We start from the raw sequence: 22,769 nt of genomic DNA on the forward strand, positions 1-22,769 counted from the left end.
CCGAGATCTCCCTCGTGGACACCGCCCTGCGCCCCGCCGTCCCGCCGCTCCCGACCATGGTGCGGCTGTCCGACGGCCGCAACGACGCCGCGCAGGAGTTCGTGACGCGGCTCCGGGCGGCTGCGGGCGACTTCGCGGCCGCTGCCGGCGCACAGACGGCCGTGGTGCGGGAGGTCGTGCCTCCGGCCCGGCACCGCCGGTCGCGGTGCCGGGTGGTGCTGCAGCTGGAGGACGGCCAGGAGACCGACCTGACCTTCCTCGGCCCCGTCAGCCGATCCACCGGCGCACCCGAGCGCGCCTTCGATCTGCAGATCCAGGCGTGGCTGGCGCACGCCCTCGGCACCGAGGGCGGCTGGCTGGTGCCCGACGAGGAGTCCCCGGACGGGCGGGCGATCGACGTGCCGGCCTGGTCGGCCACGGCCCGCGACGCCGGCTGACCTCCGCCGGGGCGAGCGACCGCCGACGACGACCGGGGGCGAGGTCCCGTCCCGCAGACCTCGGCTCTCCGCTCAGGGCAGCCAGGCGTCCAACCCGACCTCGTCCTGGCCGCCGGGCACGTCCGCGTCCGCGGTCTCCGCGGCATCGTGTTCCCGGTCCAACGCCTCGCGGATGACCCAGCCGGCCAAGCCGGCGCCGTAGCCCTTGCGGGCCAGCATGCCGAGCAGGCGCCGTTCGGCGGTCACCCGGTCCACCCGGCGGAGACCGGGGAGCCGTCGGTCCACCAGGCGGCGGGCCGCGTCCCACTCCTCCTGGTCGTCGACGAGTGCGACCGCCTCGTCGGCGACCTCCCCGTCGACGCCCTTGGCGCGCAGCTCGGCCTTGAGCGCCCGCCGGGCCAGGCCGCGGCTGGTCTGGCGGGAGCTGACCCACGCCCGGGCGAAGGCGGCGTCGTCGATGAGACCGACGTCGCCGAACCGGTCGAGGACCCGCTCGGCCGCATCGTCGGGCACCCCGCGCTTGGCCAGCAGATCGGCCAGTTGCTGCCGGGTCTTCGAGGCGCCGGTGAGCGCCCGGAGACAGATCTGGCGGGCGACCTGCTCGGGGTCCGCCGGCTCGTCGCCGGTGCCCGGCGAGGCGGCGTCCGGACCGTCCGGGTCAGGGGACGGTCCGGGACGCCGGCCGCGCCGGCGGCCGGGAGACGAGCGCTCTCGAGCCTCGGGCCAGCCGCTCACCGGGGACTCAGAAGTCGACCGGGTCGACCGGGTCGGTGGGGGCCGCCGCGTCGAGCTGCGGACCGATGCCCAGCTTCTCCTTGATCTTCTTCTCGATCTCGTCGGCGAGGTCGGGGTTGTCGCGCAGGAAGCCGCGGGCGTTCTCCTTGCCCTGTCCGAGCTGGTCGCCGTCGTAGGTGTACCAGGCGCCGGACTTGCGGACGAAGCCCTGCTCGACCCCGATGTCGATGAGACCGCCCTCGCGGCTGAACCCGGTCCCCCAGATGAGGTCGAGCTCGGCCTGCTTGAACGGCGCGGCCACCTTGTTCTTGACCACCTTGACGCGGACCCGGCTGCCGACGGCGTCCGTGCCCTGCTTGAGCGTCTCGATGCGCCGGACGTCGAGCCGGACCGACGAGTAGAACTTCAGTGCCCGACCACCGGTGGTGACCTCCGGCGAGCCGTAGACCACGCCGACCTTCTCGCGCAGCTGGTTGATGAAGATCGCCGTGGTGCCGGAGTTGTTCAGTGCGCCGGTGATCTTGCGCAGCGCCTGGCTCATGAGCCGGGCCTGCAGACCGACGTGGCTGTCACCCATCTCGCCCTCGATCTCGGCGCGGGGCACCAGGGCGGCGACCGAGTCGATGACGATGACGTCGAGGGCGCCGGACCGGATGAGCATGTCGGCGATCTCCAGAGCCTGCTCACCGGTGTCGGGCTGGCTGACCAGCAGGGCGTCGGTGTCGACGCCGATCGCGCGGGCGTACTCGGGGTCGAGTGCGTGCTCGGCGTCGATGAAGGCCGCGATGCCGCCGCCGGCCTGGGCGTTGGCCACCGCGTGCAGGGCGACCGTCGTCTTGCCGGAGGCCTCGGGGCCGTACACCTCGATGACGCGGCCGCGCGGGAGGCCTCCGATGCCCAGGGCGATGTCGAGGGCGATCGAGCCGGTCGGGATGACCTTCATGGCCACCTCCGGACTGTCACCCAGACGCATGACCGAGCCCTTGCCGAACTGCTTGTCGATCTGGGCGAGGGCCATGTCGAGGGCCTTGTCGCGGTCGAGAGTTGCCATGGTGTTCACCTTCAGATCACGGGGAAGCGGGTCGGCACCGACGCTAGGGCGGGGATCTGACACTTCCGGTCGAACCGGTCGATCTGTGGAGGAACGCCCGGCCTGTGGACTGCGCCGCCCAATCTAGACCGAACGTGTGTTCGACTGCCAGGGTGACACGCCGCTCCTCGGCGACTCAGCGGTCCTTCCGCGGGACGTCGTACTCCTCGCAGATCGCGAGCCAGACCTTGCGCACCGGCAGGCCGGCGTCGATGGCCTCGACCGCCGTGCGCCCGCCGAGCGCGGCGAAGACGTGGTCGCTGGCGACGCTCTGGGCCCGCATCGAGCCGAACTGGTCGGCGAGGCGGGACCAGAACTCCTGCAGGCGCACGCCCCCGACGCTAGCGCGCCCGGCCGAGCCCGCGCCGGGGCACCCGCTCCTACGCTGGGGGCGTGTTCCCCACCACCGGATCGCCGACGTGGGACCTCGTCCTCGAGATCGGCATCGCCCTCGCGCTGCTCACCTCGCTGGTCCTCGTGTACCGGAACTACCGCGGCCGCTGACCCCCGGCGGGCACCCGGTCCGCGGCGGTCGCGGCCCACACCACGACCAGGGGGACGACGAGGGCCGCCGACACGCCCGCCACCAAGCCGTACCCGCCGGCCGCCAGCAGCGGGCCACCGGCCACCCCGGCCACCGCCGCCCCCAGGCCCATGAGCAGGTCCGTCCCGCCCTGCGCCGTGGGCCGCTGACCGTCGTCGACCGACTCGGTGACCAGCGTGGAACCGGCGATCAACCCGCACGACCACCCCAGGCCCAGCAGCAGCAGGCCGGCGCCGAGCTGGGCCGCCGCGCCCGGGGCGGCGGTCCCGGCGAGCGCTGCCGCGGCCAGGAGGAGACCGGCGGCCACGGCGACCGTCGCCCGCCGGCCGGCCCGGTCGGCCAGGTGCCCCACCAACGGGGAGAACAGGTACATGCCGGCCACGTGCACGCTGATGACCAGGCCGATGACCCGCAGCGTCGTCCCCTCGGCCCCACCCGCGTGTCCCATGTGCACCGGCGTCATCACCATCACGCCGACCATGACGGCGTGGGAGACGACGACGGCGGTCAGGCCGAGGCGTCCGCGCGGATCGGCCCAGACGGCGCGTACGGCCGAGACGGTGGCCCGCCGCGGCCGGACGCCGGCCGCGGACCCGCCACCGCGGAGCCGCCGCGCCAGCAGCAGCGGGTCGGGGCGCAGCAGCAGGAGCAGGCCGAGCGCCACCACGGCGAAGACGACGACCGAGATGGCGAAGGCCCCACCCAGCGCCGGGAGACCGAACGCGCGCCCGAGGTCGGCGCCGGGACCGGCGAGGTTGGGTCCCAGCACCGAGCCGACCGTCGTCGCCCACACCACGAGGGACAGCGCCCGCCCCCGGTGTTCCGGAGCGGCCAGGTCGGCCGCGGCGTAGCGGGCCTGCAGGCCGCAGGCGGTCGCCGCGCCGAACCCGAAGAGGCCGACCAGCAGCAACGGCAGCGACGTGAGCACCGCGGCGACGACGGTGAGCACCGACCCCAGCACGGCGATCGCGTACCCGGTCGCCAGTCCCGCCCGCCGGCCGGCCCGGTCGCTGATCCGGGCCAGGGGGACCGCGATGACGGCCGCACCGAGCACCCCGGCGGTCTGCCCGAGGCCGGCCGCCGTGTCCGTGCCGGCCACGTCACGGGCGAGCAGGCCACCGACGGTGATGCCCACCGTGACCCCGAGCCCGCCGAGGGCCACTCCCCCGCTGAGCACGCCGACGGTCCGGCGCTGGACCCGCGCCGGATCGAGCGCCACGTGCGCCTGGGTGGTCACCCGCGGCCGGGCCTACAGGCCCATGGAGCGGCCGATGATCTCCCGCATGATCTCGTTCGTGCCGCCGTAGATGGGCTGGATCCGGGCGTCGCGCCAGGCCTTGGACACGAAGTACTCGTCCATGTAGCCGTAGCCGCCGTGGAGCTGGAGGCAGCGGTCGGCGACCTTGTTCTGCAGCTCCGTCGTCCAGTACTTGGCCATCGCCGCGTCGACGGGGGTCAGGTCGCCGTCGTTGAGCTGCCGCATGCACTCGTCGACGAAGGTGCGCGCGATCGTGAGCTCGGTCTGCAGCTCCGCCAGCACGAACCGGGTGTTCTGGAAGGTGCTCACCGGCTTGCCGAACGCCGTGCGGTTGGTGACGTACTCACGGGTGTGGGCGAGCACCGCCTCGGCCGCGGCCACGGCGCCGACGGCGATGGACAACCGCTCCTGCGGGAGGTTCTCCATCAGGTGGTAGAAGCCGCGGTTCTCCGTGCCGAGGAGGTTCTCGGCGGGCACCCGGACCCCGTCGAAGAACAGCTCGGCGGTGTCCTGCGCCTTGAGGCCGACCTTCTCGAGGTTCCGGCCGCGGGAGAAGCCGGGCATGTCGCGCTCGACCACCAGCAGGCTGAGGCCCTTGGAGCCGGCTGCGTCGGGATCGGTGCGGGCCACCACGATGACGAGGTCGGCGTTGATGCCGTTGGTGATGAAGGTCTTGGACCCGGTGAGCACCCAGGAGTCGCCGTCGCGGCGGGCCGTCGACCGGATGCCCTGGAGGTCGCTGCCCGCCCCCGGCTCGGTCATGGCGATCGCGGTGATCAGCTCACCGCTGCAGAAGCCCGGCAGCCACCGCCGCTTCTGCTCGTCGGTCCCCAGGTCGCGCAGGTAGGGCCCGGCGACGTCGTTGTGCAGGGTGAAGCCGACACCGGTGGCGCCGATCCGCATGAGCTCCTCGTCGACGACGGCCAGGTAACGGAAGTCCCGGACGCCGCCGCCCCCGTACTGCTCGTCCATGTCGATGCCCAGCAGGCCCTGTGCACCGCCAGAGGTCCACACGTCGCGCGGCACGATCCCGTCCTTCTCCCACTGGGCGTGGAAGGGGACGACGGTCTTCTCGGCCCAGGCACGGACCATGTCACGGAAGTCCTCGTGCTCGGCCTCGTACAGGGAACGGCGCATGGCCGTCAGTGTGCCCGACCCCACGACCGTTCCCCAGACGGCTCAGCGGCGACCGGCCCCGGCCTGTGGCCGGTGTCCGCGGGCCCGGTCGGCGGCGGACTCCCCGGCGAGGACGCGGGCCGGGCCACCCGGCCCGTAGCCGGATCGGGTGTCCCTCCACCCCGGCGGTCCTGGCAGGTCAGCGGAGTGTCGTACCCCTGTGGAGACTGGAGGTGTGTCTGCTCTCGACCGGTTCTCCGAGCCCACCCGGGCGTGGTTCACCGGCGCCTTCGCCGAGCCCACGGCCGCCCAGGAGGGCGCGTGGCAGGCGATCAGCAGTGGCGGCCACGCCCTGGTGGTGGCCCCGACCGGATCGGGGAAGACGCTGGCCGCCTTCCTGTGGTCCCTCGACCGGCTGGCCGGCACCCCGCCGCCGGCGGACGAGAGGGCGCGCTGCCGGGTCCTCTACGTGTCGCCGCTCAAGGCGCTGGCCGTGGACGTCGAGCGGAACCTGAGGGCGCCGCTGACCGGCATCGGACAGGCCGCCGCCCGGTTGGGCCTGCCCCGGCCGGAGATCCAGGTGGCCATCCGGTCCGGTGACACCCCGGCCGACGAGCGCCGGACCTTCGCCCGGCGGCCGACCGACATCCTCATCACCACGCCGGAGTCGCTGTTCCTCCTGCTCACCAGCTCCGCGCGCGAGGCCCTGCGCGGCGTGGAGACGGTGATCGTCGACGAGGTGCACGCGGTCGCCGACACCAAGCGCGGCGCGCACCTGGCGCTCTCCCTCGATCGGCTCGACGAGCTGCTGGAGCGGCCCGCGCAGCGGATCGGGCTGTCGGCGACGGTCCGGCCGATCGAGGAGGTCGCCACGTTCCTGGCCGGTGGCCGGCCCGTCGAGGTCGTGGCGCCCGGTTCGACCAAGGAGTGGGACCTGTCGGTCGTGGTGCCGGTCGAGGACATGAGCACCCTCGGCCAACCCACCGGCGAGCTCGAGGGGTCGGCGGCGGGCAACCAGCCGCGGTCGTCGATCTGGCCGGCCGTCGAGGAGCGCGTGCTCGACCTGGTCGAGGCCCACCGCAGCACGATCGTCTTCGCCAACTCCCGGCGGCTGGCCGAGCGGCTCACCAGCCGGCTCAACGAGATGGCCTACGAGCGGGCCACCGGCGAGGAGGTGCCCCCGGGCACCAACGCCGCGGCGCTCATGGCGCAGGCCGGCTCGGGCGGCGGAGTGCCCGAGGGCGTCCAGCCGGTCGCGGCGGCGCACCACGGCTCGGTGTCCCGGGAGCAGCGGGCGATCGTGGAGGAGGCACTGAAGTCCGGACGCCTCCCGGCGGTGGTGGCCACCTCCAGCCTCGAGCTGGGCATCGACATGGGGGCGGTCGACCTCGTCGTCCAGGTGGAGGCGCCGCCCACGGTCGCCTCCGGGCTGCAGCGCGTGGGGCGGGCCGGGCACCAGGTGGGCGCCGTCAGCCGCGGGGTGCTGTTCCCGAAGTACCGCGGGGACCTCGTGCAGTGCGCGCTGGTCGCCGAGCGGATGAAGGCCGGTGCGATCGAGTCGATCCGCTACCTGCGCAACCCGCTCGACGTCCTGGCCCAGCAGATCGTCGCGATGGTCTCCGAGCGGCCGCGCACCGTCGACGAGGTGGCCGCGCTGGTCCGCCGCTCGGCGGCCTTCGCGTCGCTGCCGGACTCCGCCCTGCACGCCGTGCTGGACATGCTGGCCGGTCGCTACCCCTCCGACGCGTTCGCCGAACTGCGGCCCCGGCTGACCTGGGACCGCGTGGCCGACACCCTGACCGCCCGGAGCGGGGCCCAGCGCCTGGCCGTCACCAGCGGCGGCACCATCCCCGACCGCGGGCTGTTCGGCGTCTTCCTCGTCGGGGGCGAGGGGACCGGCGGTCGCCGGGTCGGCGAGCTCGACGAGGAGATGGTCTACGAGTCGCGGGTCGGCGACGTGTTCCTCCTCGGGTCCTCGTCCTGGCGGATCGAGGAGATCACCCACGACCGCGTGCTGGTCAGTCCCGCCCCCGGGCAGCCGGGGAAGATGCCGTTCTGGCACGGCGACGCACCGGGCCGGCCGCTCGAGCTGGGGCGGGCCCTCGGCGCCTTCCTGCGGGAGGTCGGCTCGGCCAGCTCCGACGCCGGTCTGGAGCGGGCGCGGGCAGCGGGCCTCGACGAGTGGGGCGCGGCCAACCTGCTGGCCTACCTGGCCGAGCAGAAGCAGGCGACCGGGCACCTGCCCGACGACCGCACCCTGCTGGTCGAGCGCTTCCGCGACGAGCTCGGCGACTGGAGGCTGGTCGTCCACTCCCCGTTCGGCGCCCAGGTGAACGCCCCGTGGGCGCTGGTGCTGGCCGCCCGGCTGCGCGAGCGGTACGGCGTGGACGTCGCGTCCATGCACTCCGACGACGGCATCGTGCTGCGACTGCCCGACACCACCGGTGAGCCGCCGGAGGCCGACCTCGCCGTCCTGGACCCCGACGACGTCGAACGCGAGGTGACCGCCGAGGTCGGCACGTCGGCGCTGTTCGCCAGCCGCTTCCGCGAGTGCGCCGCCCGGGCGCTGCTTCTGCCCCGACGCGACCCCCGACGTCGCACGCCGCTGTGGCAGCAACGCCAGCGAGCGGCCCAGCTGCTGTCGGTCGCCAGCGAGTTCGCCAGCTTCCCGATCACGCTCGAGGCCGCCCGCGAGGTGCTCCAGGACGTCTACGACGTCCCCGGGCTGGTCGAGCTGATGCGGGACGTCCGCTCCCGCCGCGTTCGGGTCGTCGACGTGCAGACCCAGTCCGCGTCGCCGTTCGCCCAGTCGCTGCTGTTCGGCTACGTCGGGCAGTTCCTGTACGAGGGGGACGCCCCGCTGGCCGAGCGCCGGGCGCAGGCGCTGGCGCTCGACACCGGCCTGCTGGCCGAGCTGCTCGGCCGCTCGGAGCTGCGCGAGCTGCTCGACGCCGAGGCACTGGCCGAGATCGAGGCCGAGCTGCAGCGGCTGCCGCCTGACCGGCACCCCCGGGACATGGACGGCGGAGCCGACCTCCTCCGCATCGTCGGTGACCTCACCGCCGGCGAGGCCGCGGCGCGCGGAGTGCCGCGCGCGTGGCTGACCGAGCTCGTCGCCGCCCGGCGTGCGCTGGTCGTGCGGATCGCCGGCGAGGAGCGGCACGTCGCCATCGAGGACGCCGGCCGGCTGCGCGACGCCCTCGGGACCGCGCTGCCGGTGGGCGTGCCCGAGGTCTTCACCGAGCCCGTGCCCGACCCGCTCGGGGACCTCGTCGGCCGGTACGCCCGCACCCACGGGCCCTTCACGCCCGGAGAGGCCGCCCAGCGGCTGGGTCTGGGCGTCGCGGTGGTCACCGCGACGGTGCAGCGGCTGGTCGGCACCGGTCGGCTGGTCACCGGCGAGTTCCGTCCCGGCGGCAGCGGGCAGGAGTGGTGCGACGCCGACGTGCTGCGCTCGATCCGGCGGCGGAGCCTGGCCAAGCTCCGCCAGGAGGTGGAGCCGGTCCCCATCGACACCCTGGCCCGGTTCACCCCGTCGTGGCAGTCGGTGGGGAGCCGCCTGCGCGGGGTCGACGGCGTGCTCGCGGTCGTCGAGCAACTGGCCGGCGCCCTCGTACCGGCCAGTGCCCTGGAGTCACTGGTGCTGCCGACACGGGTCCGCGACTACTCCCCAGCCATGCTCGACGAGCTCACCAGCGCCGGCGAGGTGCTGTGGGCCGGTGCCGGCGGGCTGCCGGGGGGCGACGGGTGGGTCAGCCTGGTGCCGGCCGACCTCGCTCCCCTGCTGCTGCCCGAGCCCCTGGAACCGCCGGAGGAGGGCGGCCCCGGCTCCGCGGTGCTGGAGCGACTGGCCGGCGGGCAGGCCATGTTCTTCCGCGGGCTCTCCGACCTGGTCGGGGCCACCGACGACACCGCCCTGGCCGACGTCGTCTGGGACCTGGTCTGGAACGGCGCGCTCACCAACGACACCCTCGCCCCGTTGCGCACCCGCCTCGCCGGCGGCGGCACGCACAAGCGCCAGGCGCCGGCACCGCGGGCCCGGCTGGACCGCTCCCGGTACGGGCGCACCCGGCTCGGCCGCCCCGCGATGCCGACCCGCACCGGCCCACCGACGGTGGCCGGTCGCTGGTCGCGGCTGCCCGATCGCGAGTCGAACCCGACCAAGCGGACGACGGCCCGCGCCGAGGCCCTGCTCGAGCGGCACGGCGTCCTCACCCGTGGCGCGGTCATGGCCGAGCAGGTCAGCGGGGGCTTCTCGGCGGTCTACCCGGTGCTGCGCGCCTTCGAGGAGAACGGCCGGGCCCGGCGCGGCTACTTCGTGGAGACCCTCGGCGCCGCCCAGTTCGGTACGCCCGGCTCGGTGGACCGGCTGCGCAGCTTCGCCTCACCCGACCGCGTCCCCGCGAGCGCGGTCGTGCTGGCGGCCACCGACCCGGCCAACGTGTACGGCGCTGCACTGCCGTGGCCCGAGCGCACGACAGCAGTCGACCCCGCCGGCTCCGACGCGGTCGACGTCGGCGAGGGCACCGGTGGACGGCGCGGCTCCGGCCACCGCGCCGGTCGCAAGGCAGGCGCTCTCGTGGTCCTGGTCGACGGCGCCCTGGTGCTGTACGTGGAACGGGGTGGCAAGACGCTGCTGTCCTGGACCGAGGAGGAGACCACGCTCAAGGAGGCGGCGACGGCGCTGTCGGGCGCGGTCGCCGCGGGCGCACTCGGGCGGATGGTCGTGCAGAAGGCCGATGGCGCGTCGGTGCACGAGACGACACCCCTGTCGGCGGCCCTCCAGGCGGCCGGGTTCGCCGCGACCCCCCGCGGCCTGCGCCTGCGCGGCTGACGCGCTGCGCTCAGTCGGCGCGCGGGTGCAGCCAGCCGGCGAACAGCCGGGTCAGGGTGGGCATCACCACGTAACCGAGGAGCACCACGACGACGCACGCCGACAGCAGCAGCCGCACCGGCCACGCCCAGCCGGCCAGATGCGGCATGACGAGCACCTGCAGGGTCGAGGTGATGAGGAAGACGGCGCCGATCGTGAGCACCGTGGACCGCCACCGAGGCCCCGGCGCGGCCGGCCTGGTGAAGAAGCTGTCGAGGCCCGCGACGCGCGCGTACCGCTCCTCGTCGATCATCTCCTGCATCCGCTCCAGGGCGTCCCGCCGCTGGGCCGAGCGCTCCCACGCCGCCAGCGCCGCGTCATCCCGGAACCGGTAGACCAGGTGGTACTCCGAGCTGCCCGGTCCGGGCTTGAGGAGGGTGCCGCCCAGGTTGCCCGGATAGGTGGCCGCCACGGCGAGGACCTCGGCCGCCCACCGCTCGAACGCCTGCCGACGATGGGGACGGACCACCCGCGCCACGGTGACCGTCACCGGCTCGGGCCTGCGCCCGGCGACCTCGGAACGGGCCCACCGGGCGCGGAGCAGGGAGGTCACGGCCACGGGCACAGCAGCGCCGAGCACGGCCGGGGTCATCCCGGCTGTCGGGAGACTCACAGCCTGCGCAGCGCGAACGCGGCTCGGGGACACTGGAGCGCGTGCCCGAGGGAGACACCGTCTGGCTGGCGGCGCAGCGCATGCACACCGCGCTCGCCGGCGCGACGCTGCGCCGCGGTGAGCTGCGCGTGCCCCAACTGGCGGCCACCGACCTCGCCGGGCGCACCGTCTCCGCCGTGGTGCCCCGTGGCAAGCACCTGCTGATCCGGCTCGCCGACGGATGGACGCTGCGCACGCACTTCCGCATGGACGGCAGTTGGCACATCTACCGGCCGGGAGCGAAGTGGCGAGGCGGCCCGGCCTTCGCGGTCCGTGCGGTGTTGAGCACCGAGCAGTGGGAGTGCGTCGGCTACCGGCTGCACGACGTCGCGATGGTGCGCACCGAGCACGAGGACCAGCTGGTCGGCCATCTCGGGCCCGACGTCCTCGGCCCCGACTGGGACCTCGAGGAGGCGCTGCGCCGGCTGCGGTCCCACCCCGACGAACAGATCGGCGTGGCCATCCTCGACCAGCGCAACCTGGCCGGCATCGGCAACCTCTACAAGGTCGAGTCGCTCTTCCTCTGCGGTGTGCACCCCTGGGCGCGGGTGGCGGACGTGGCCGACCTCCCCGGCCTCGTCGAGCGGGCCCGCACCCTGATGCTGGCCAACCGCGACCACCCCGAGCAGAGCACCACCGGCGACCTGCGCCGCGGGCAGGACCACTGGGTCGCCGGTCGCAAGGGCCGCCCCTGCCGTCGCTGCGGCACCTCGATCCTGCTGGGCGACCAGGGCCCCGACCTGCAGGAGCGGGTCACGTGGTGGTGCCCGCGCTGCCAGGCCGCCCGCTCCCCCGTCGACCCTGCCGCACGGACCGGCGAGCCGGGCCGCCCGCAGCCGCTCATCGGCTCGACCTGACTCAGGGGACGACCGGCCGCACCGGCCCGGCGGTCGTGTCGCCGGGGCAGGTGTCCTCCATCGCCGTCTCCGGGGAGACCGAGGCGACCCACCCCCAGCCGGCGCCCAATCCGTCGAGCACGCCGGCCGGGAAGCCGGCGTGCACCTCGGGGCCCTGCACGTGGGCGGCGTCGTCAAGCCGCTGCACGGGCGGCACGTGGTAGGAGACCAGCAGCCCGGACGTTGGGGCGAGGAGGGTCGTGACCCCGCGTCACGGTGATGAGACGGGCCGGTCCCGGTACGAGACCGGCCCGTCAGCTCAGGTCCTGGGCTGGGTCAGACGCCCTGCTCCGGGCGGTCCGCCGGCTCGGCCGCGTGCTGACCGGTCGGCGTCTGCACGGGCGGGGCGCCCTTCTCGAGCGCGGGTGCCGCAGCGCCGCCGGTGACCGCCTGCTGGCCACCCATCGAGGCGCGGATCTGATCCAGCCGCGAGGCGCCGGCGACGTCGAGCGTCGCCTTCTGCACCTCGAGCATGCGGCCCTCCACCGACGTCTGCGCCAGCTCCGCCTGGCCGAGCGCGTTGGCGTAGCGGGCCTCGATCTTGTCGCGGACCTCGGACAGACTCGGCGTGTTCCCCGGGGCCGACAGCTCGTTGACCTGCTTGAGCGACGACGCGACGTGCTCCTGCATCTTGGCCTGCTCGAGCTGGCTCATCAGCTTGGTGCGCTCGGCCAGGGTCGTCTGCAGCCGCATCCGGCTCTGCTCCACGGCGCCGCGCGCCTGCTCCGCGGCCTGCAGTGCCTCGTCGTGACTGCGCTTGAGGTCCTCCATCGACTGCTCGGCGGCGACCAGCTGGGTGGCGAACGCCTGCGCGGCGTTCTCGTACTCCGCGGCCTTCGACGCGTTGCCCCCGGCTCGGGTCTGGTCGGCGAGCACCAACGCCTGCCGGGCGGAGGCCTGCAGCTTCTCGACCTCGCCGAGCTGCCGGTTCAGCCGCATCTCCAGCTGCCGCTGGTTGCCCAGGACAGCGGCGGCCTGGTTGGCCAGTGCCTGGTGCCGCTGCTGCTCGGCCTCGATCGCCTGCGCGATCTGGATCTTGGGGTCGGCGCGCTGGTCGATCTGGGCATTCGCCGAGGCCGTCAGGTACTTCCAGAGCTTCACGAACGGGTTGGGCATGGTTCCTCCTGCTCCGGCGCGGATCGTCCGCTGGCGGTGGTACCCGACCGGCGGGCCGCAGCGATCGTCGTCGCCGCCCATCGTCCCAGGTGCCCGGGTGTGCCAGCCACCAGAGACCCCTCGAGTGCTTCGCTCGTTAGGGTCCCACCGTGTCCAGCGACAGCGCCGTCCTCAGCGTGCTCGGTGAACTGGTGGTCGACCTGCTCCCCGACTCGAGCGCGGACGCCGGCCCGCAGGGCACCGCGCCGCACTACATCGCCCGGCCCGGGGGCAACGCGCTCAACGTCGCCGTTGCCGCGGGACGGCTGGGCGCTCCGGTGCGGCTGCTCGCCCGGCTGGGCACCGGCCCGCTCGCGGCATCGCTGCGGCGCCACGTCGAACTGGCCGGGGTGGACCTCGCCGGCCTGGTCCCGGCCGCGGAACCGGTCAGCCTCGCCGTGGTCGGCCTCGGAGCCGACGGCTCCCCCGACTACGGGTTCCACGTCCAGGGTGCCGCCGACTGGCAGTGGTCGGACGCGGAGCTGGCCGCGGTCCTCCCGGCAGGGACGGCGATCCTGCACGTCGGCTCGATCTCGAGCTGGACCCCGCCCGGGTGCGAGGCGATCGCCCGGCTGGTCGAGCAGGTCGCGGCCTCGGGCCGGGCCCTGGTCAGCGTCGATCCCAACATCCGGCCGATGCTGGCCGGCGGCCCGGTGGGAGCGACCCTGGGCAACACCCCGGAAGACGTGCGGGCCCGCCTGCGGCGGCTGCTCGCCCGCGCCGACGTGGTCAAGGTCAGCGCCGAGGATCTCGCCTGGCTCGAGCCCGAGGCCCTCGACGACCTCGACGCGACGGCACTGCGCTGGGCCGACCGCGGTGCCGCACTCGTGCTGCTCACCGACGGCGGCGCACCGCTGCGGATCGCCCGCCCGGGCCGCTCGCTGCTGCACCGGGAGCCGCCGCGGGTGGAGGTCGCCGACACGGTGGGAGCCGGTGACTCCCTGGCCGCGGGGTTGTTCGCCGGGCTGCTGGAAGCCGGCGTCACCACCCGCGCCGCACTGCAGGACCTCCCCGACGACCGGCTGCTGCCGATCGTCGACGACGCCGCGCTGGTGGCGGCGCTCACCTGCACACGCGTGGGCGCCGACCCGCCGACCCGTGCGGAGCTGGCCGCCGCCCGCCGCTGAGCACGACGGGAGCCCGGAGGGTCAGCCCCCGTCGACGGCGAGCCAGACGGCCGTGTCGGGCAGCAGGTCGCCCTCGGCGGTGTCACTGCGCAGGAGCTGGCGCGCGCCACCGGGCAGCGGCACCGGTCGTGCCGAGAAGTTGACGAGGCACCGGAACCCGGTCCCCCGGTCGAACGCCAGGACGTCGTCTCCCGCCTCGCGCCAGTCCAGCGGCCCCTCGTGCAGGTCGGGCAGGCTGCGGCGCAGGCGGAGCGCCGCCCGGTACAGCGCGAGGGTGGACGACGGGTCGTCGCGCTGGGCCGCCACGGTGAGGTCCCGCCACCGCGACGGCTGCGGCAGCCAGGGCTCCGTCCCCTCCGTGGTGAAGCCGAAGGGAGGGGCGTCGCCGGACCAGGGGAGGGGCACGCGGCAGCCGTCGCGGCCGCGGGCCGTGTGCCCCGAGCGCTCCCACGTGGGGTCCTGCAGGACCTCGTCCGGGAGGTCCTCCACCTCGGGCAGCCCGAGTTCCTCCCCCTGGTACAGGTAGACCCCGCCCGGGAGCGCCAGCGTCAGCAGCGCCGCGGCGCGGGCCCGGCGGAGCCCGAGTGCCTGGTCGGCGGGCGGCGCGTCCCGGTCGAAGCCCATGGTGGCGGCCGCGCTGTGCGCCCGCCCGAAGCGGGTGACGTGCCGCGTCTCGTCGTGGCTGGACAGCACCCAGGTGGCCGGCGCACCGACCGGGGCCAGCGCCTCGAGGGTCCCCTCCACGACCGTCCGGATGCTCCGCGCGTCCCACGGCGCGCGCAGGTAGTCGAAGTTGAAGGTCGTGTGCATCTCGTCGGGGCGGACGTAGCGGCTCAGCCGCTCGGGACCGTTGACCACCGCCTCGGTGACGAACAGCCGGTCGCCGTCGTACTCGTCGCCGACCCGGCGCCAGCGCCGGAGGATGTCGTGCACCTCGTCGACGTCCCAGTGCGGGTTGTCCACCCAGCGGCTGGACTCGAACAGCGCCTCCGGGCCGTGGCCGGCGTCGGGCAGGTGGGGCACCTTGGCCATGGCCGGCGCCGCGTCCACGCGGATGCCGTCGACCCCGCGGTCCAGCCAGAAGCGGAGGACGGCGTCGAACTCCTCCTGCACCGACCGGTCGCCCCAGTCGAGATCGGGCTGCTCGGGGGCGAACAGGTGCAGGTACCACTCACCCGGCTCTCCCCCGGGCTCCCGGACCCGCGTCCACGCCGATCCGCCGAAGGCGCTGATCCAGTCGTTGGGCGGCTGCGCGCCACCGGATCGGCCCGGGCGGAAGAAGTACCGCCCTCGCTCGGCCGACCCCGGTCCCGCGGCCAGGGCCGCGACGAACCACGGGTGGGCGACGGACGTGTGGTTGGCGACCAGGTCGATCACGACGCGCAGGCCCAGGTCGTGGGCCTCGCTGACGAGCGCGTCCGCGTCGGCCAGCGTGCCGAACCGCGGGTCGATGTCGCGGTAGTCGCTGACGTCGTACCCGCCGTCGGCCATGGGGGACGGGTACCAGGGCGTGATCCAGACGGCGTCCACACCGAGGTCGACGAGGTAGGGGAGCCGACCGCGCAGCCCGTCGACGTCCCCGACGCCGTCGCCGTCGGAGTCGGCGAAGCTGCGCAGGTAGACCTCGTAGATGACCGCCGTGCGCCACCACGGACGGTGACCCTGCGGCGCGCGGTCGGGCATGGCCCTCCAGACCTGCTCAGGAGTGGGCCGCGGACGGCCCGGCTCGGTCGCGGACACGCCACCGCCGGCGGCCGGATCGGCCGCCGGCGGTGACGTCGTCGCTCAGGCGGCCCCGGCCCGCGAGGCGCCCCCGCCCCCACCACCGGTGACCGTGTGGCCGCCGGCCTGGGCCTCACCCACCTGCTCGACGCGGTCCTCCTCGGCCATCTGGGTCAGCCGGGCCCCGGCCTCCGCGTCCCGGGTCAGGTTGTCCCCCGACTGCGGGTCGAACACGTGCACCTTGCGGCTGTCGAGCCAGAACTCGGCCTCCCGGCCCTCCCGGATCCGGCTGGTCGCGTCGATGGAGACGATCGCCTGGGTGCGGAGCTCCTCGGCGTCCAGCTCGCGGGAGAGGTCCCGGAGCTGGTTGCGGATGGCCTCGGGCGCCTCGTACGGGATGTAGGCGTACTGCGAGTCACCCAGCCACTCGGTCACGTCGACCCGGGCCCGGAAGATCGACCCCAGCGGCCGCTTCGCCTCATCGACCAGCGAGGCGTCCTCGAAGTACTCCGGCCGGATCCCCACCAGCAGCAGCTCGTGCCCGGCGACCTTGGCCGCCCGGCGCTCGTCGAGCTCGATGGTCCCGAAGGGCGTGTTCAGCCGGTTGCCCTCCGGCGCCGCCGGCAGGAAGTTCATCGGCGGCGAGCCGATGAACCCGGCCACGAACAGGTTGACCGGCTGCTCGTAGAGCTCGCGCGGCGACGCGACCTGCTGGATCTTGCCCTTGCGCAGCACGCAGACCCGGTCGCCCAGCGTCATGGCCTCGGTCTGGTCGTGCGTGACGTAGACCGTGGTGATGCCCAGCCGGCGCTGCAGCCGCGAGATCTCCGTCCGCATCTGCCCGCGCAACTTGGCGTCGAGGTTGGACAGCGGCTCGTCGAAGAGGAACGCCTCGGCCTGCCGGACGATGGCCCGGCCCATGGCCACCCGCTGGCGCTGACCACCGGAGAGGTTGGCCGGCTTGCGCTCGAGGTGGTCCTTGAGCTCCAGGACGTCGGAGGCCTCGGTGACCCGGCGACGGATCTCGTCGTCGGGCGTCTTCGACAGCCGCAGCGGGAAGGCGATGTTCTCGTACACGGTCATGTGCGGGTAGAGCGCGTAGTTCTGGAACACCATCGACAGGTTGCGGTCCCGCGGCGCCAGGTCGTTGACCCGCTTGCCGCCGATGACCATGTCGCCGCTGGTGATGTCCTCCAGTCCGACGATCATCCGCAGCAGCGTCGACTTACCGCAGCCCGAGGGCCCGACGAGGATCATGAACTCCCCGTCCGCGATGTCGAGGCTGACGTCGTTCACGGCCGGGAAGCCGTCCCCGTACTGCTTGACGATGTTCCGCATCTCGATCGATGCCATCAGAGTTCGTCCCCTCGAGAGGTCGGGATGTGGCGGAGCACCGGTGCGTCAGCCCTTGACCGCGCCGTTGGTGAGACCGGCGACGATGCGCCGCTGGAAGAGCAGGACGAGGACGACGACGGGGATCGTGACGATCACCGCGGCCGCGGCGATCGCCCCGGTCGGGTCCTCGAACTGGGACGCCCCCGAGAAGAGCCCGAGAGCCGCCGGCACCGGCCGGGCCGCCTCGGTCGAGGTCAGCACGATGCCGTACACGAAGTCGTTCCACGCGATGAAGAAGGCGATGATCGCCGTGGTGAAGACGCCGGGCGCGGCGAGCGGGACGATCACCTTCCGGAACGCCTGCCACGTCGTGGCCCCGTCGACCTGGGCGGCCTGCTCCATCTCCCACGGGATCTCGCGGAAGAAGGCGGACATGGTCCAGATCGAGATCGGCAGCGTGAGCGACAGGTACGGGAGGATCAGCCCGGGCCACGTGTCGTAGAGCCCGATCTGGCGCCACACGTTGAACAGCGGCGTGACGATCGAGATGACCGGGAAGATCGCCACCCCCAGCGCGGTCGACAGGATCAGCCGCTTCCCCGGGAAGTCCAGTCGCGCGATGGCATAGGCCGCGAACATCGCCAGCAGGCAGGAGATGGCCGTGGCGATCAGGCAGATGCCGAAGGAGTTCCGCAGGGAGGGCAGGAAGAGGTCACTCGCGCTGCCGGTGAGGATGGTGCTGTAGTTGACCCAGGACACGTCCGTGGGCGTGAACTGACCGTTGGCGATGTCCGACGGCGCCTTCAACGAGATCGAGATGATCCAGGCGATCGGGAACAGCGCGTAGAGGACGATCACCGCGCCGCCGATCCACCAGAAGACCTTCTTGCGTGTGGACATCGGCTACTCCCCCCGTGCCTGTGACAGGTCGACCTTGAAGCCCTTGATGAAGGCCGCGGCTATCAGCACCACGACGATGAACAGCAGCACCGAGACCGCGGACCCGAGACCGATCTCGAGCCGCGCGATGGTCTGCCGGTACGCCAGGAACGACACCGACTCGGTCCCGTTGGCGCCGCCCGTCATGATGAAGATGCTGTCGAAGACCCGGAACGCGTCCAGGCTGCGGAACAGCAGGGCGACCATGATGGCCGCCTTCATGTTCGGGATGGTGACCTTCCACAACCGCTGCCACCACGTGGCGCCGTCGACCTGCGCGGCCTCCTGCAGCACCTCGGGCACCTGGGCGAGCCCGGCCAGGAGCAGCAGCGAGATGAACGGCGTCGTCTTCCAGATCTCCGCCAGGCAGATCACCAGCAGGGACAGCCACTTCTCGCCGAACCAGTCGGTGTCGGTGGCGACCCCGGGCAACCAGGCGAACCACGAGTTGACGAACCCGGTGTTGATGTCGAAGGCGAACTGCCAGGCGAAGGCCGACACGACGGTGATGACCGCGTAGGGGATGAGGATCGCCGCGCGCACCACCGGCCGGATCGAGCTCAGCGCCTTGGCCATCACCATCGCGAGCCCGAAGCCGAGGACCAGTTCGACCGCGACCGTCACGACGGTGATGAACAGGGTGACGAGGATGGACTGCCACCACAGGCCGTCGCTGAGGATCACCGCGTAGTTGGTCAACCCGGTGAACGCCCGGTTGTCGGGGTCGGTGAGCCGGTAGGAGAAGAGCGACTCGTAGATCGCCTGCAGGATCGGGTAGGCGGTGACCGCCAGCATCACGACGAAGGCCGGGCCGGCCAGCATCCAACCGAGCTTCCGCTCGCTGCGTGCGCGGTCGCTGATCCCGCCCTTCGGTGCGGAGACCGGCTCCGTCTTCTTGGTGGGAGGAAGCGTCGTGGTGCTCACAGCAGTTGCTCCCCTCGGAGGACGGCGGAGATGAGCTCGCTCGCCGCCTGGCCGGTCGATGCCGGATCGATCGCCGTCGCCGGGTGGTACACGCGCTGGAGCGCCCCGGAGACCTCGCTGTAGTACACGGTCAGCGGTCGCGGAGCGGCCAGCTCCAGCGACTCCCGGATCACCGGGGCCTGCGGGAAGACCTCGATGACCTCGGGGTCGTCGTAGACCGAGGCCTTCGACGCGGGGTTGCCGTTGGTCGTGAAGTAGTAGGCCTGGTTCTCCTCGGAGACGATGCACTCCGCGGCCTCGAAGGCGCCGTCCACGTTCTCGCTGAAGGCGCCGATGCCGAGGTTGATCCCGCCGTAGGGCGGCGCGCTCGGCTCGTCCTCGACGACCCGCGGGTACAGCGCCCAGCCGTAGTCCTCGGGCACGCTGGCCTCCAGCGTGCCCGCCTCCACGGCACTGAGGGCCCGGCCCCAGACGAAGGGCCAGTTGACCATGAAGCCGGCGTCACCCTCCTCGAAGTCGGTGACGTTCGCGTCCTCCCCGGCCGTCGTGAAGGCCGGCCCACCGACGGCGCTGACCGCCCGCATGACCTCGCCGGCCTGCTCCGCGGCGTCGGACTCCAGTCCCAGCTGGATGTCCTGGGGGTCGTCAGCGGTCTCCTCGATGATGGAGCCGCCGGCGGACTCGATGAGGGCGTTGAGCCACACCGTCAGCGCCTCGGCCCGGATCCCCTGGGCCGCGATCTGGGTGTCCTGGTCCTCGGCGGCCTGGACCAGCTGCTCCCAGGTGACCGGCTGCTCCATGTCGAGCCCGGCCGCCTCGGCGACGGACTTCTTGTACCAGAGGAGCTGGGTGTTGGCCCAGAAGGGGACGGCGACGAGCTGGTCGTTCCACGTCGCGCCGTCGATCGCGCTCTGGACGACGTCCTCGGTGACCCGCTCGGCGACGTCCTCCGGCACCGGCGCGAGGAACCCGGCCTCGGCGAACTCGGGGATGTAGGGCGGGTCGAGGCTGATGATGTCGATCGACGAGTCCTCCGCGGCCAGGCGGCGGATCAGCTGCTCGCGCTGCTGGGCGGACTCACGCGGCAGCTGGGCGGTCTCGATCGTGTACGCGCCGCCGGCCGCGTCGGTGCACCGGCTGGCGATCTCGACCTGTCCACCGGAGTCGGGGTTGATGTACCAGGTCAAGGTCGACGCGCCGCCGGAGTCACCCCCGCAGGCCGCCAGCGTGGAGGCCGCGACGAGCAGTGCCGCCGCGCTCCCGAGCGACCGGCGGGATCGCGCCCGCGTCGGTGACCCCGATCGGGAAGGCGCTGGTCCAGGCGCCTTTCCCCTGACTCTCTTCGACACGACGGCATCGCCTCCGTTGGCGCGCGGTGACGTCCTGCCACCGCGGTTTTCGTACCGTGGCCCAGGTCACCTGAGGTGTCAACTCGAACGAAACCGGCTCGTAACCGAGCGCTGAGCTGCACCGACAGCCGCTGCGGACGGGTCAGTCGCGGCCGCTGACGAACGCCGAGGGCGTGGTCATCTCCTTGGGTGTCCGCGGCAGCACCGTCTCGAAGTACGAGCGCGCCGCCTTCGACGTCCCGACGTCCCGACCGGCCTTCTCGGACAGGAACCAGCGGTGCTCGAGCACCTCGTGGAAGACCTCGGCCGGCGCCAGCCGGCCGGCCAGCTCGGCGGGGATCGCGTCCACGACCGGCCGGTAGACCTCGGCCAGCCAGCGGTAGCTGGCCACCGTCTCGGCGACCGGTCCGCCGGTCTTCTGCTCGAGCCAGGCGCGGAAGGCGCGGATGTCGTTGAGCAGCCGGCGGGCCTGGCGCTCCTGCACCTCCAGGCCGGTCAGCCGGAACAGCTCCCGGCGGTTCTGCCCCGGCTCGGCGACGCGGGTGTCGACGCGCAGCTTGGCGCCGTCGGCCGTGGTGACCAGCTCCACCTCGCCCACGTCGAAGCCCAGGTCGTTGAGCCGGTCGAGACGCTCGGCCACCCGGTAGCGCTGCTCGTCCCGGGCGAAGACCTCCTCGCGGGTCACCTCCTCCCACAGCGCCTCGTACCGGGGCGGCAGGCTGTCGGCCACGTCGACCGGGTCGATGTCCGGGGGCAACAGCTCCCCGAACTGCAGGTCCAGCAACTCGGCCCCCACCCGCTCCCGGGCCAGGTCGACGTCGTAGCGGCGCTGCCCCGGGGTGAGTCGCTGGTGCCGCTCGACGGTCTCGGCGTCGACGAGGTAGGCGGCCAGCGTGCCGGCGTCCAGCCGGAACAGCGTGTTCGACAGCGAGCAGTCGCCCCAGAAGACCCCGGCCAGGTGCAGGCGGACGAGCAGGACGACGAGGGTGTCGAGCAGCTGGTCGGCCGAGTGCTCGCCGGTCGGCCGCGAGAACAGGTACCGGTAGGACATCGAGTACTCGAGGTACCGGGTCACGAGGATGGCGTCCTGCCCGTGCGGGCGGTCGACGCAGATGCCGAGCACCGAGACCGCCGGGAGCCCCTCCTCCTCGAACTGCCCCAGCAGCGCGTACTCGTGGCGGGCCAGCGGCTCGGCGATCTCCTTGAGGGCGTACACGCGACCGGACTGCGCGGTGAACCGGACGACGTGCCGCGAGATGCCGCGCTGCGGCACCTCCAGCAGGACCGCCGGGTCCCACTCCTCGAGCGGCTGCTCCCAGGGCAGGCTGAGCAGGCCCGCGCCGTCGGAGGCGGGAGGTCGGAAGAGGTACCGCATGGCTCGCTCCGTTGGGTTGCCAGCAGGTGCCGTCCGCGGCCGGCCGGCGGCGCCGGCACCCGTCCGCCGCCGGTGGGACGTCGAACCGTCACGATCCCATGCCGCTGTGCCGTCCGCGCGAGGCGTCGTGGTCAGGCCGGGGTGTCTCCCGGGGGCAGGAGGACCGCCAGCCGGGCGGCCGCCTCGGCACGGCTCGCCGGCTCCCCCGGCTGCAGGACCAGCCCGGCCAGCCACGCGGCGACCACCTCGGCCGCGGCCGCGTCCACGCCGCCCAGCGCCTCGGCCAGGCGGGCCACCACCTCCGACCAGCGGGCCGCCGGGACGCCGAGCAGGGCGACGAGCGCCTCGGGCTCGTCAGCGGCCAGCCGGCGCAGCACCGGGTGCCCGGCCACCTCCTCGGCGAGGACGCCGAGCGCCGCGGCCGCGGGCAGGCCGGTGACGGAGGTGGCCAACCGGTCGACCTCGGCGGCGAGCAGTGCCCGGGCCACGTCGTCCTTGGTGCGGAAGTGGTTGTACAGCGTCGCCTTCGCCACCCCGGCAGCAGCGGCCACGGACTGCATCGTGCTGCGGCGCAGCCCCCGCTCGGCGAACGCCCGGATCGCGCCGTCCAGCAGCCCGGCCCGGGTGCGCATCATCGCGTTGCCGCCGCGGGTGTGCGCGCCGGGGACGTGGGCCGGCGCGCGGGGCACCCATCCCGGCGGCGACACGGGGGCCGGGACCAAGGGGTCGACCGTCGCCATGCCCCTGTCTGGCACCGCGACCCCGGCGAGTCAAGGACGCCGGCGCGGACGCCGGCCGTGTCGTGGGCGCAGGGTCGCCGTCTCAGGCGGCGAGCGAGACCGCGCCCCCCGGACGGGTCGCCGCACGGGCCGAGCCTCCGACGAGCGCGAGAGCGGGTTCGGCGGCCGGCTGTTCCGCCACGGCGGACGCCTCCTCGACCGGCTGCTCGGGCGCGCCGGCCGGGACGAGTGGACGCAGCCTGCCGTCCTCGCCGCGGAGGCCGAGGCTGACCTCGGCCAGCAGGTCGGCCAGTTCCACGTCGAGCGCGTCGCAGATCGAGGCGAGCAGCTCCGAGGACGCCTCCTTCTGGCCCCGCTCGACCTCGGAGAGGTAGCCCAGGCTCACCCGGGCGGCGCCGGAGACGTCGCGCAGCGTGCGCCGTTGGCGCAGCCGGTGGCCGCGCAGGGTCGTCCCCAGCTGGGTGCGCAGCAGCGTCATGGCCGTCTCCTGTCCTCCCTGTGC

20 protein-coding genes are annotated in these 22,769 nt (G+C 73.6%); 4 read left to right on the plus strand and 16 right to left on the minus strand.

The features are described from left to right. The first annotated feature begins 14 nt into the window (after positions 1-14). Positions 15-437, plus strand: coding sequence for a hypothetical protein (locus tag GCU56_RS04800; protein ID WP_163480367.1), 423 nt, complete (start codon positions 15-17; stop codon positions 435-437). A 72-nt stretch (positions 438-509) separates the two neighbouring features. Here GCU56_RS04800 and GCU56_RS04805 read toward each other — a convergent pair whose 3' ends face one another. The 5 genes from GCU56_RS04805 to GCU56_RS04825 all read right to left on the minus strand — a co-directional run bounded on the left by GCU56_RS04805 (position 510) and on the right by GCU56_RS04825 (position 5,201). Beyond that, positions 510-1,172, minus strand: a complete 663-nt coding sequence (locus tag GCU56_RS04805) for a RecX family transcriptional regulator (protein ID WP_163480368.1) — start codon at positions 1,170-1,172, stop codon at positions 510-512. 7 nt (positions 1,173-1,179) lie between these two features. Next, positions 1,180-2,223, minus strand: a complete 1,044-nt coding sequence (recA, locus tag GCU56_RS04810; protein WP_163480369.1) for a recombinase RecA — start codon at positions 2,221-2,223, stop codon at positions 1,180-1,182. Positions 2,224-2,398: 175 nt separating this feature from the next. Continuing rightward, positions 2,399-2,593, minus strand: coding sequence for a DUF3046 domain-containing protein (locus GCU56_RS04815; RefSeq protein WP_163480370.1), 195 nt, complete (start codon positions 2,591-2,593; stop codon positions 2,399-2,401). Positions 2,594-2,750: 157 nt separating this feature from the next. Beyond that, positions 2,751-4,043, minus strand: a complete 1,293-nt coding sequence (locus tag GCU56_RS04820; protein ID WP_163480371.1) for an MFS transporter — start codon at positions 4,041-4,043, stop codon at positions 2,751-2,753. 12 nt (positions 4,044-4,055) lie between these two features. Further along, positions 4,056-5,201: an acyl-CoA dehydrogenase family protein gene (locus GCU56_RS04825; protein WP_163480372.1), complete on the minus strand. Its 1,146-nt coding sequence runs from the start codon at positions 5,199-5,201 to the stop codon at positions 4,056-4,058. A 214-nt stretch (positions 5,202-5,415) separates the two neighbouring features. Between GCU56_RS04825 and GCU56_RS04830 the strand changes: the two genes are divergently transcribed. Next, a complete protein-coding gene (locus GCU56_RS04830) occupies positions 5,416-10,014 on the plus strand; it encodes an ATP-dependent helicase (RefSeq protein WP_163480373.1) in 4,599 nt (1,532 codons plus the stop codon). Positions 10,015-10,024: 10 nt separating this feature from the next. Here the strand turns inward: GCU56_RS04830 and GCU56_RS04835 are convergent, their stop codons facing one another. Further along, the gene (locus tag GCU56_RS04835) at positions 10,025-10,612 is read right to left on the minus strand and encodes an antibiotic biosynthesis monooxygenase (RefSeq protein WP_345771637.1); all 588 of its coding nucleotides are present in this window, start codon (positions 10,610-10,612) and stop codon (positions 10,025-10,027) included. Positions 10,613-10,707: 95 nt separating this feature from the next. On the opposite strand from GCU56_RS04835, the gene GCU56_RS04840 reads away from it, so the two are divergent. Next, entirely contained in the window at positions 10,708-11,562 is an 855-nt protein-coding gene (locus GCU56_RS04840) for a DNA-formamidopyrimidine glycosylase family protein (protein ID WP_163480375.1), read from the plus strand. A 1-nt stretch (position 11,563) separates the two neighbouring features. On the opposite strand, the gene GCU56_RS04845 is transcribed toward GCU56_RS04840, so the two are convergent. Both GCU56_RS04845 and GCU56_RS04850 read right to left on the minus strand, forming a co-directional pair. Continuing rightward, positions 11,564-11,749 carry a hypothetical protein gene (locus GCU56_RS04845; RefSeq protein WP_163480376.1) on the minus strand — a complete coding sequence of 62 codons (186 nt, stop codon included), beginning with the start codon at positions 11,747-11,749 and terminating at the stop codon, positions 11,564-11,566. 128 nt (positions 11,750-11,877) lie between these two features. Then, positions 11,878-12,717: a PspA/IM30 family protein gene (locus GCU56_RS04850; protein WP_163480377.1), complete on the minus strand. Its 840-nt coding sequence runs from the start codon at positions 12,715-12,717 to the stop codon at positions 11,878-11,880. Between the two features lie 149 nt (positions 12,718-12,866). On the opposite strand from GCU56_RS04850, the gene GCU56_RS04855 reads away from it, so the two are divergent. Next, complete coding sequence (locus GCU56_RS04855) at positions 12,867-13,883, plus strand: PfkB family carbohydrate kinase (RefSeq protein ID WP_163480378.1); 1,017 nt, start codon at positions 12,867-12,869, stop codon at positions 13,881-13,883. Positions 13,884-13,904: 21 nt separating this feature from the next. Here the strand turns inward: GCU56_RS04855 and GCU56_RS04860 are convergent, their stop codons facing one another. The 8 genes from GCU56_RS04860 to GCU56_RS04895 form a co-directional block, all read right to left on the minus strand. Continuing rightward, the gene (locus GCU56_RS04860; protein ID WP_163480379.1) at positions 13,905-15,566 is read right to left on the minus strand and encodes a glycoside hydrolase family 13 protein; all 1,662 of its coding nucleotides are present in this window, start codon (positions 15,564-15,566) and stop codon (positions 13,905-13,907) included. Between the two features lie 102 nt (positions 15,567-15,668). Continuing rightward, positions 15,669-16,958, minus strand: a complete 1,290-nt coding sequence (locus GCU56_RS04865; protein WP_163480380.1) for an ABC transporter ATP-binding protein — start codon at positions 16,956-16,958, stop codon at positions 15,669-15,671. 48 nt (positions 16,959-17,006) lie between these two features. Next, on the minus strand, positions 17,007-17,840 hold the full coding sequence (locus GCU56_RS04870; RefSeq protein ID WP_163480381.1) for a carbohydrate ABC transporter permease: 834 nt from the start codon (positions 17,838-17,840) through the stop codon (positions 17,007-17,009). 3 nt (positions 17,841-17,843) lie between these two features. Continuing rightward, positions 17,844-18,803, minus strand: coding sequence for an ABC transporter permease subunit (locus GCU56_RS04875; RefSeq protein ID WP_163480382.1), 960 nt, complete (start codon positions 18,801-18,803; stop codon positions 17,844-17,846). After that, positions 18,800-19,990: an extracellular solute-binding protein gene (locus GCU56_RS04880; RefSeq protein ID WP_239521748.1), complete on the minus strand. Its 1,191-nt coding sequence runs from the start codon at positions 19,988-19,990 to the stop codon at positions 18,800-18,802. Before GCU56_RS04880 ends, GCU56_RS04875 begins: the two co-directional genes overlap by 4 nt. A 304-nt stretch (positions 19,991-20,294) precedes the next feature. Then, positions 20,295-21,527 (minus strand): DUF4032 domain-containing protein, encoded by a 1,233-nt coding sequence (locus tag GCU56_RS04885; RefSeq protein WP_163480384.1) that lies wholly within the window; start codon positions 21,525-21,527, stop codon positions 20,295-20,297. A 131-nt stretch (positions 21,528-21,658) separates the two neighbouring features. Further along, complete coding sequence (locus GCU56_RS04890; protein ID WP_345771638.1) at positions 21,659-22,216, minus strand: TetR family transcriptional regulator; 558 nt, start codon at positions 22,214-22,216, stop codon at positions 21,659-21,661. Positions 22,217-22,349: 133 nt separating this feature from the next. Continuing rightward, positions 22,350-22,745, minus strand: coding sequence for a helix-turn-helix domain-containing protein (locus GCU56_RS04895; RefSeq protein WP_163480385.1), 396 nt, complete (start codon positions 22,743-22,745; stop codon positions 22,350-22,352). Between the last annotated feature and the right edge of the window lie 24 nt (positions 22,746-22,769).

It is taken from the genome of Geodermatophilus sabuli, from assembly GCF_010686765.1.
GTDB lineage: Bacteria > Actinomycetota > Actinomycetes > Mycobacteriales > Geodermatophilaceae > Geodermatophilus > Geodermatophilus sabuli_A.

What these genes read in the sequence shown, in the direction of transcription:
- recA (WP_163480369.1), bottom strand. Translation starts at nt 2,223, where the DNA reads ATGGCAACTCTCGACCGCGACAAGGCCCTCGACATGGCCCTCGCCCAG.
- GCU56_RS04825 (WP_163480372.1), bottom strand. Translation starts at nt 5,201, where the DNA reads ATGCGCCGTTCCCTGTACGAGGCCGAGCACGAGGACTTCCGTGACATG.
- GCU56_RS04850 (WP_163480377.1), bottom strand. Translation starts at nt 12,717, where the DNA reads ATGCCCAACCCGTTCGTGAAGCTCTGGAAGTACCTGACGGCCTCGGCG.
- GCU56_RS04860 (WP_163480379.1), bottom strand. Translation starts at nt 15,566, where the DNA reads ATGCCCGACCGCGCGCCGCAGGGTCACCGTCCGTGGTGGCGCACGGCG.
- GCU56_RS04865 (WP_163480380.1), bottom strand. Translation starts at nt 16,958, where the DNA reads ATGGCATCGATCGAGATGCGGAACATCGTCAAGCAGTACGGGGACGGC.
- GCU56_RS04870 (WP_163480381.1), bottom strand. Translation starts at nt 17,840, where the DNA reads ATGTCCACACGCAAGAAGGTCTTCTGGTGGATCGGCGGCGCGGTGATC.
- GCU56_RS04885 (WP_163480384.1), bottom strand. Translation starts at nt 21,527, where the DNA reads ATGCGGTACCTCTTCCGACCTCCCGCCTCCGACGGCGCGGGCCTGCTC.
- GCU56_RS04895 (WP_163480385.1), bottom strand. Translation starts at nt 22,745, where the DNA reads ATGACGCTGCTGCGCACCCAGCTGGGGACGACCCTGCGCGGCCACCGG.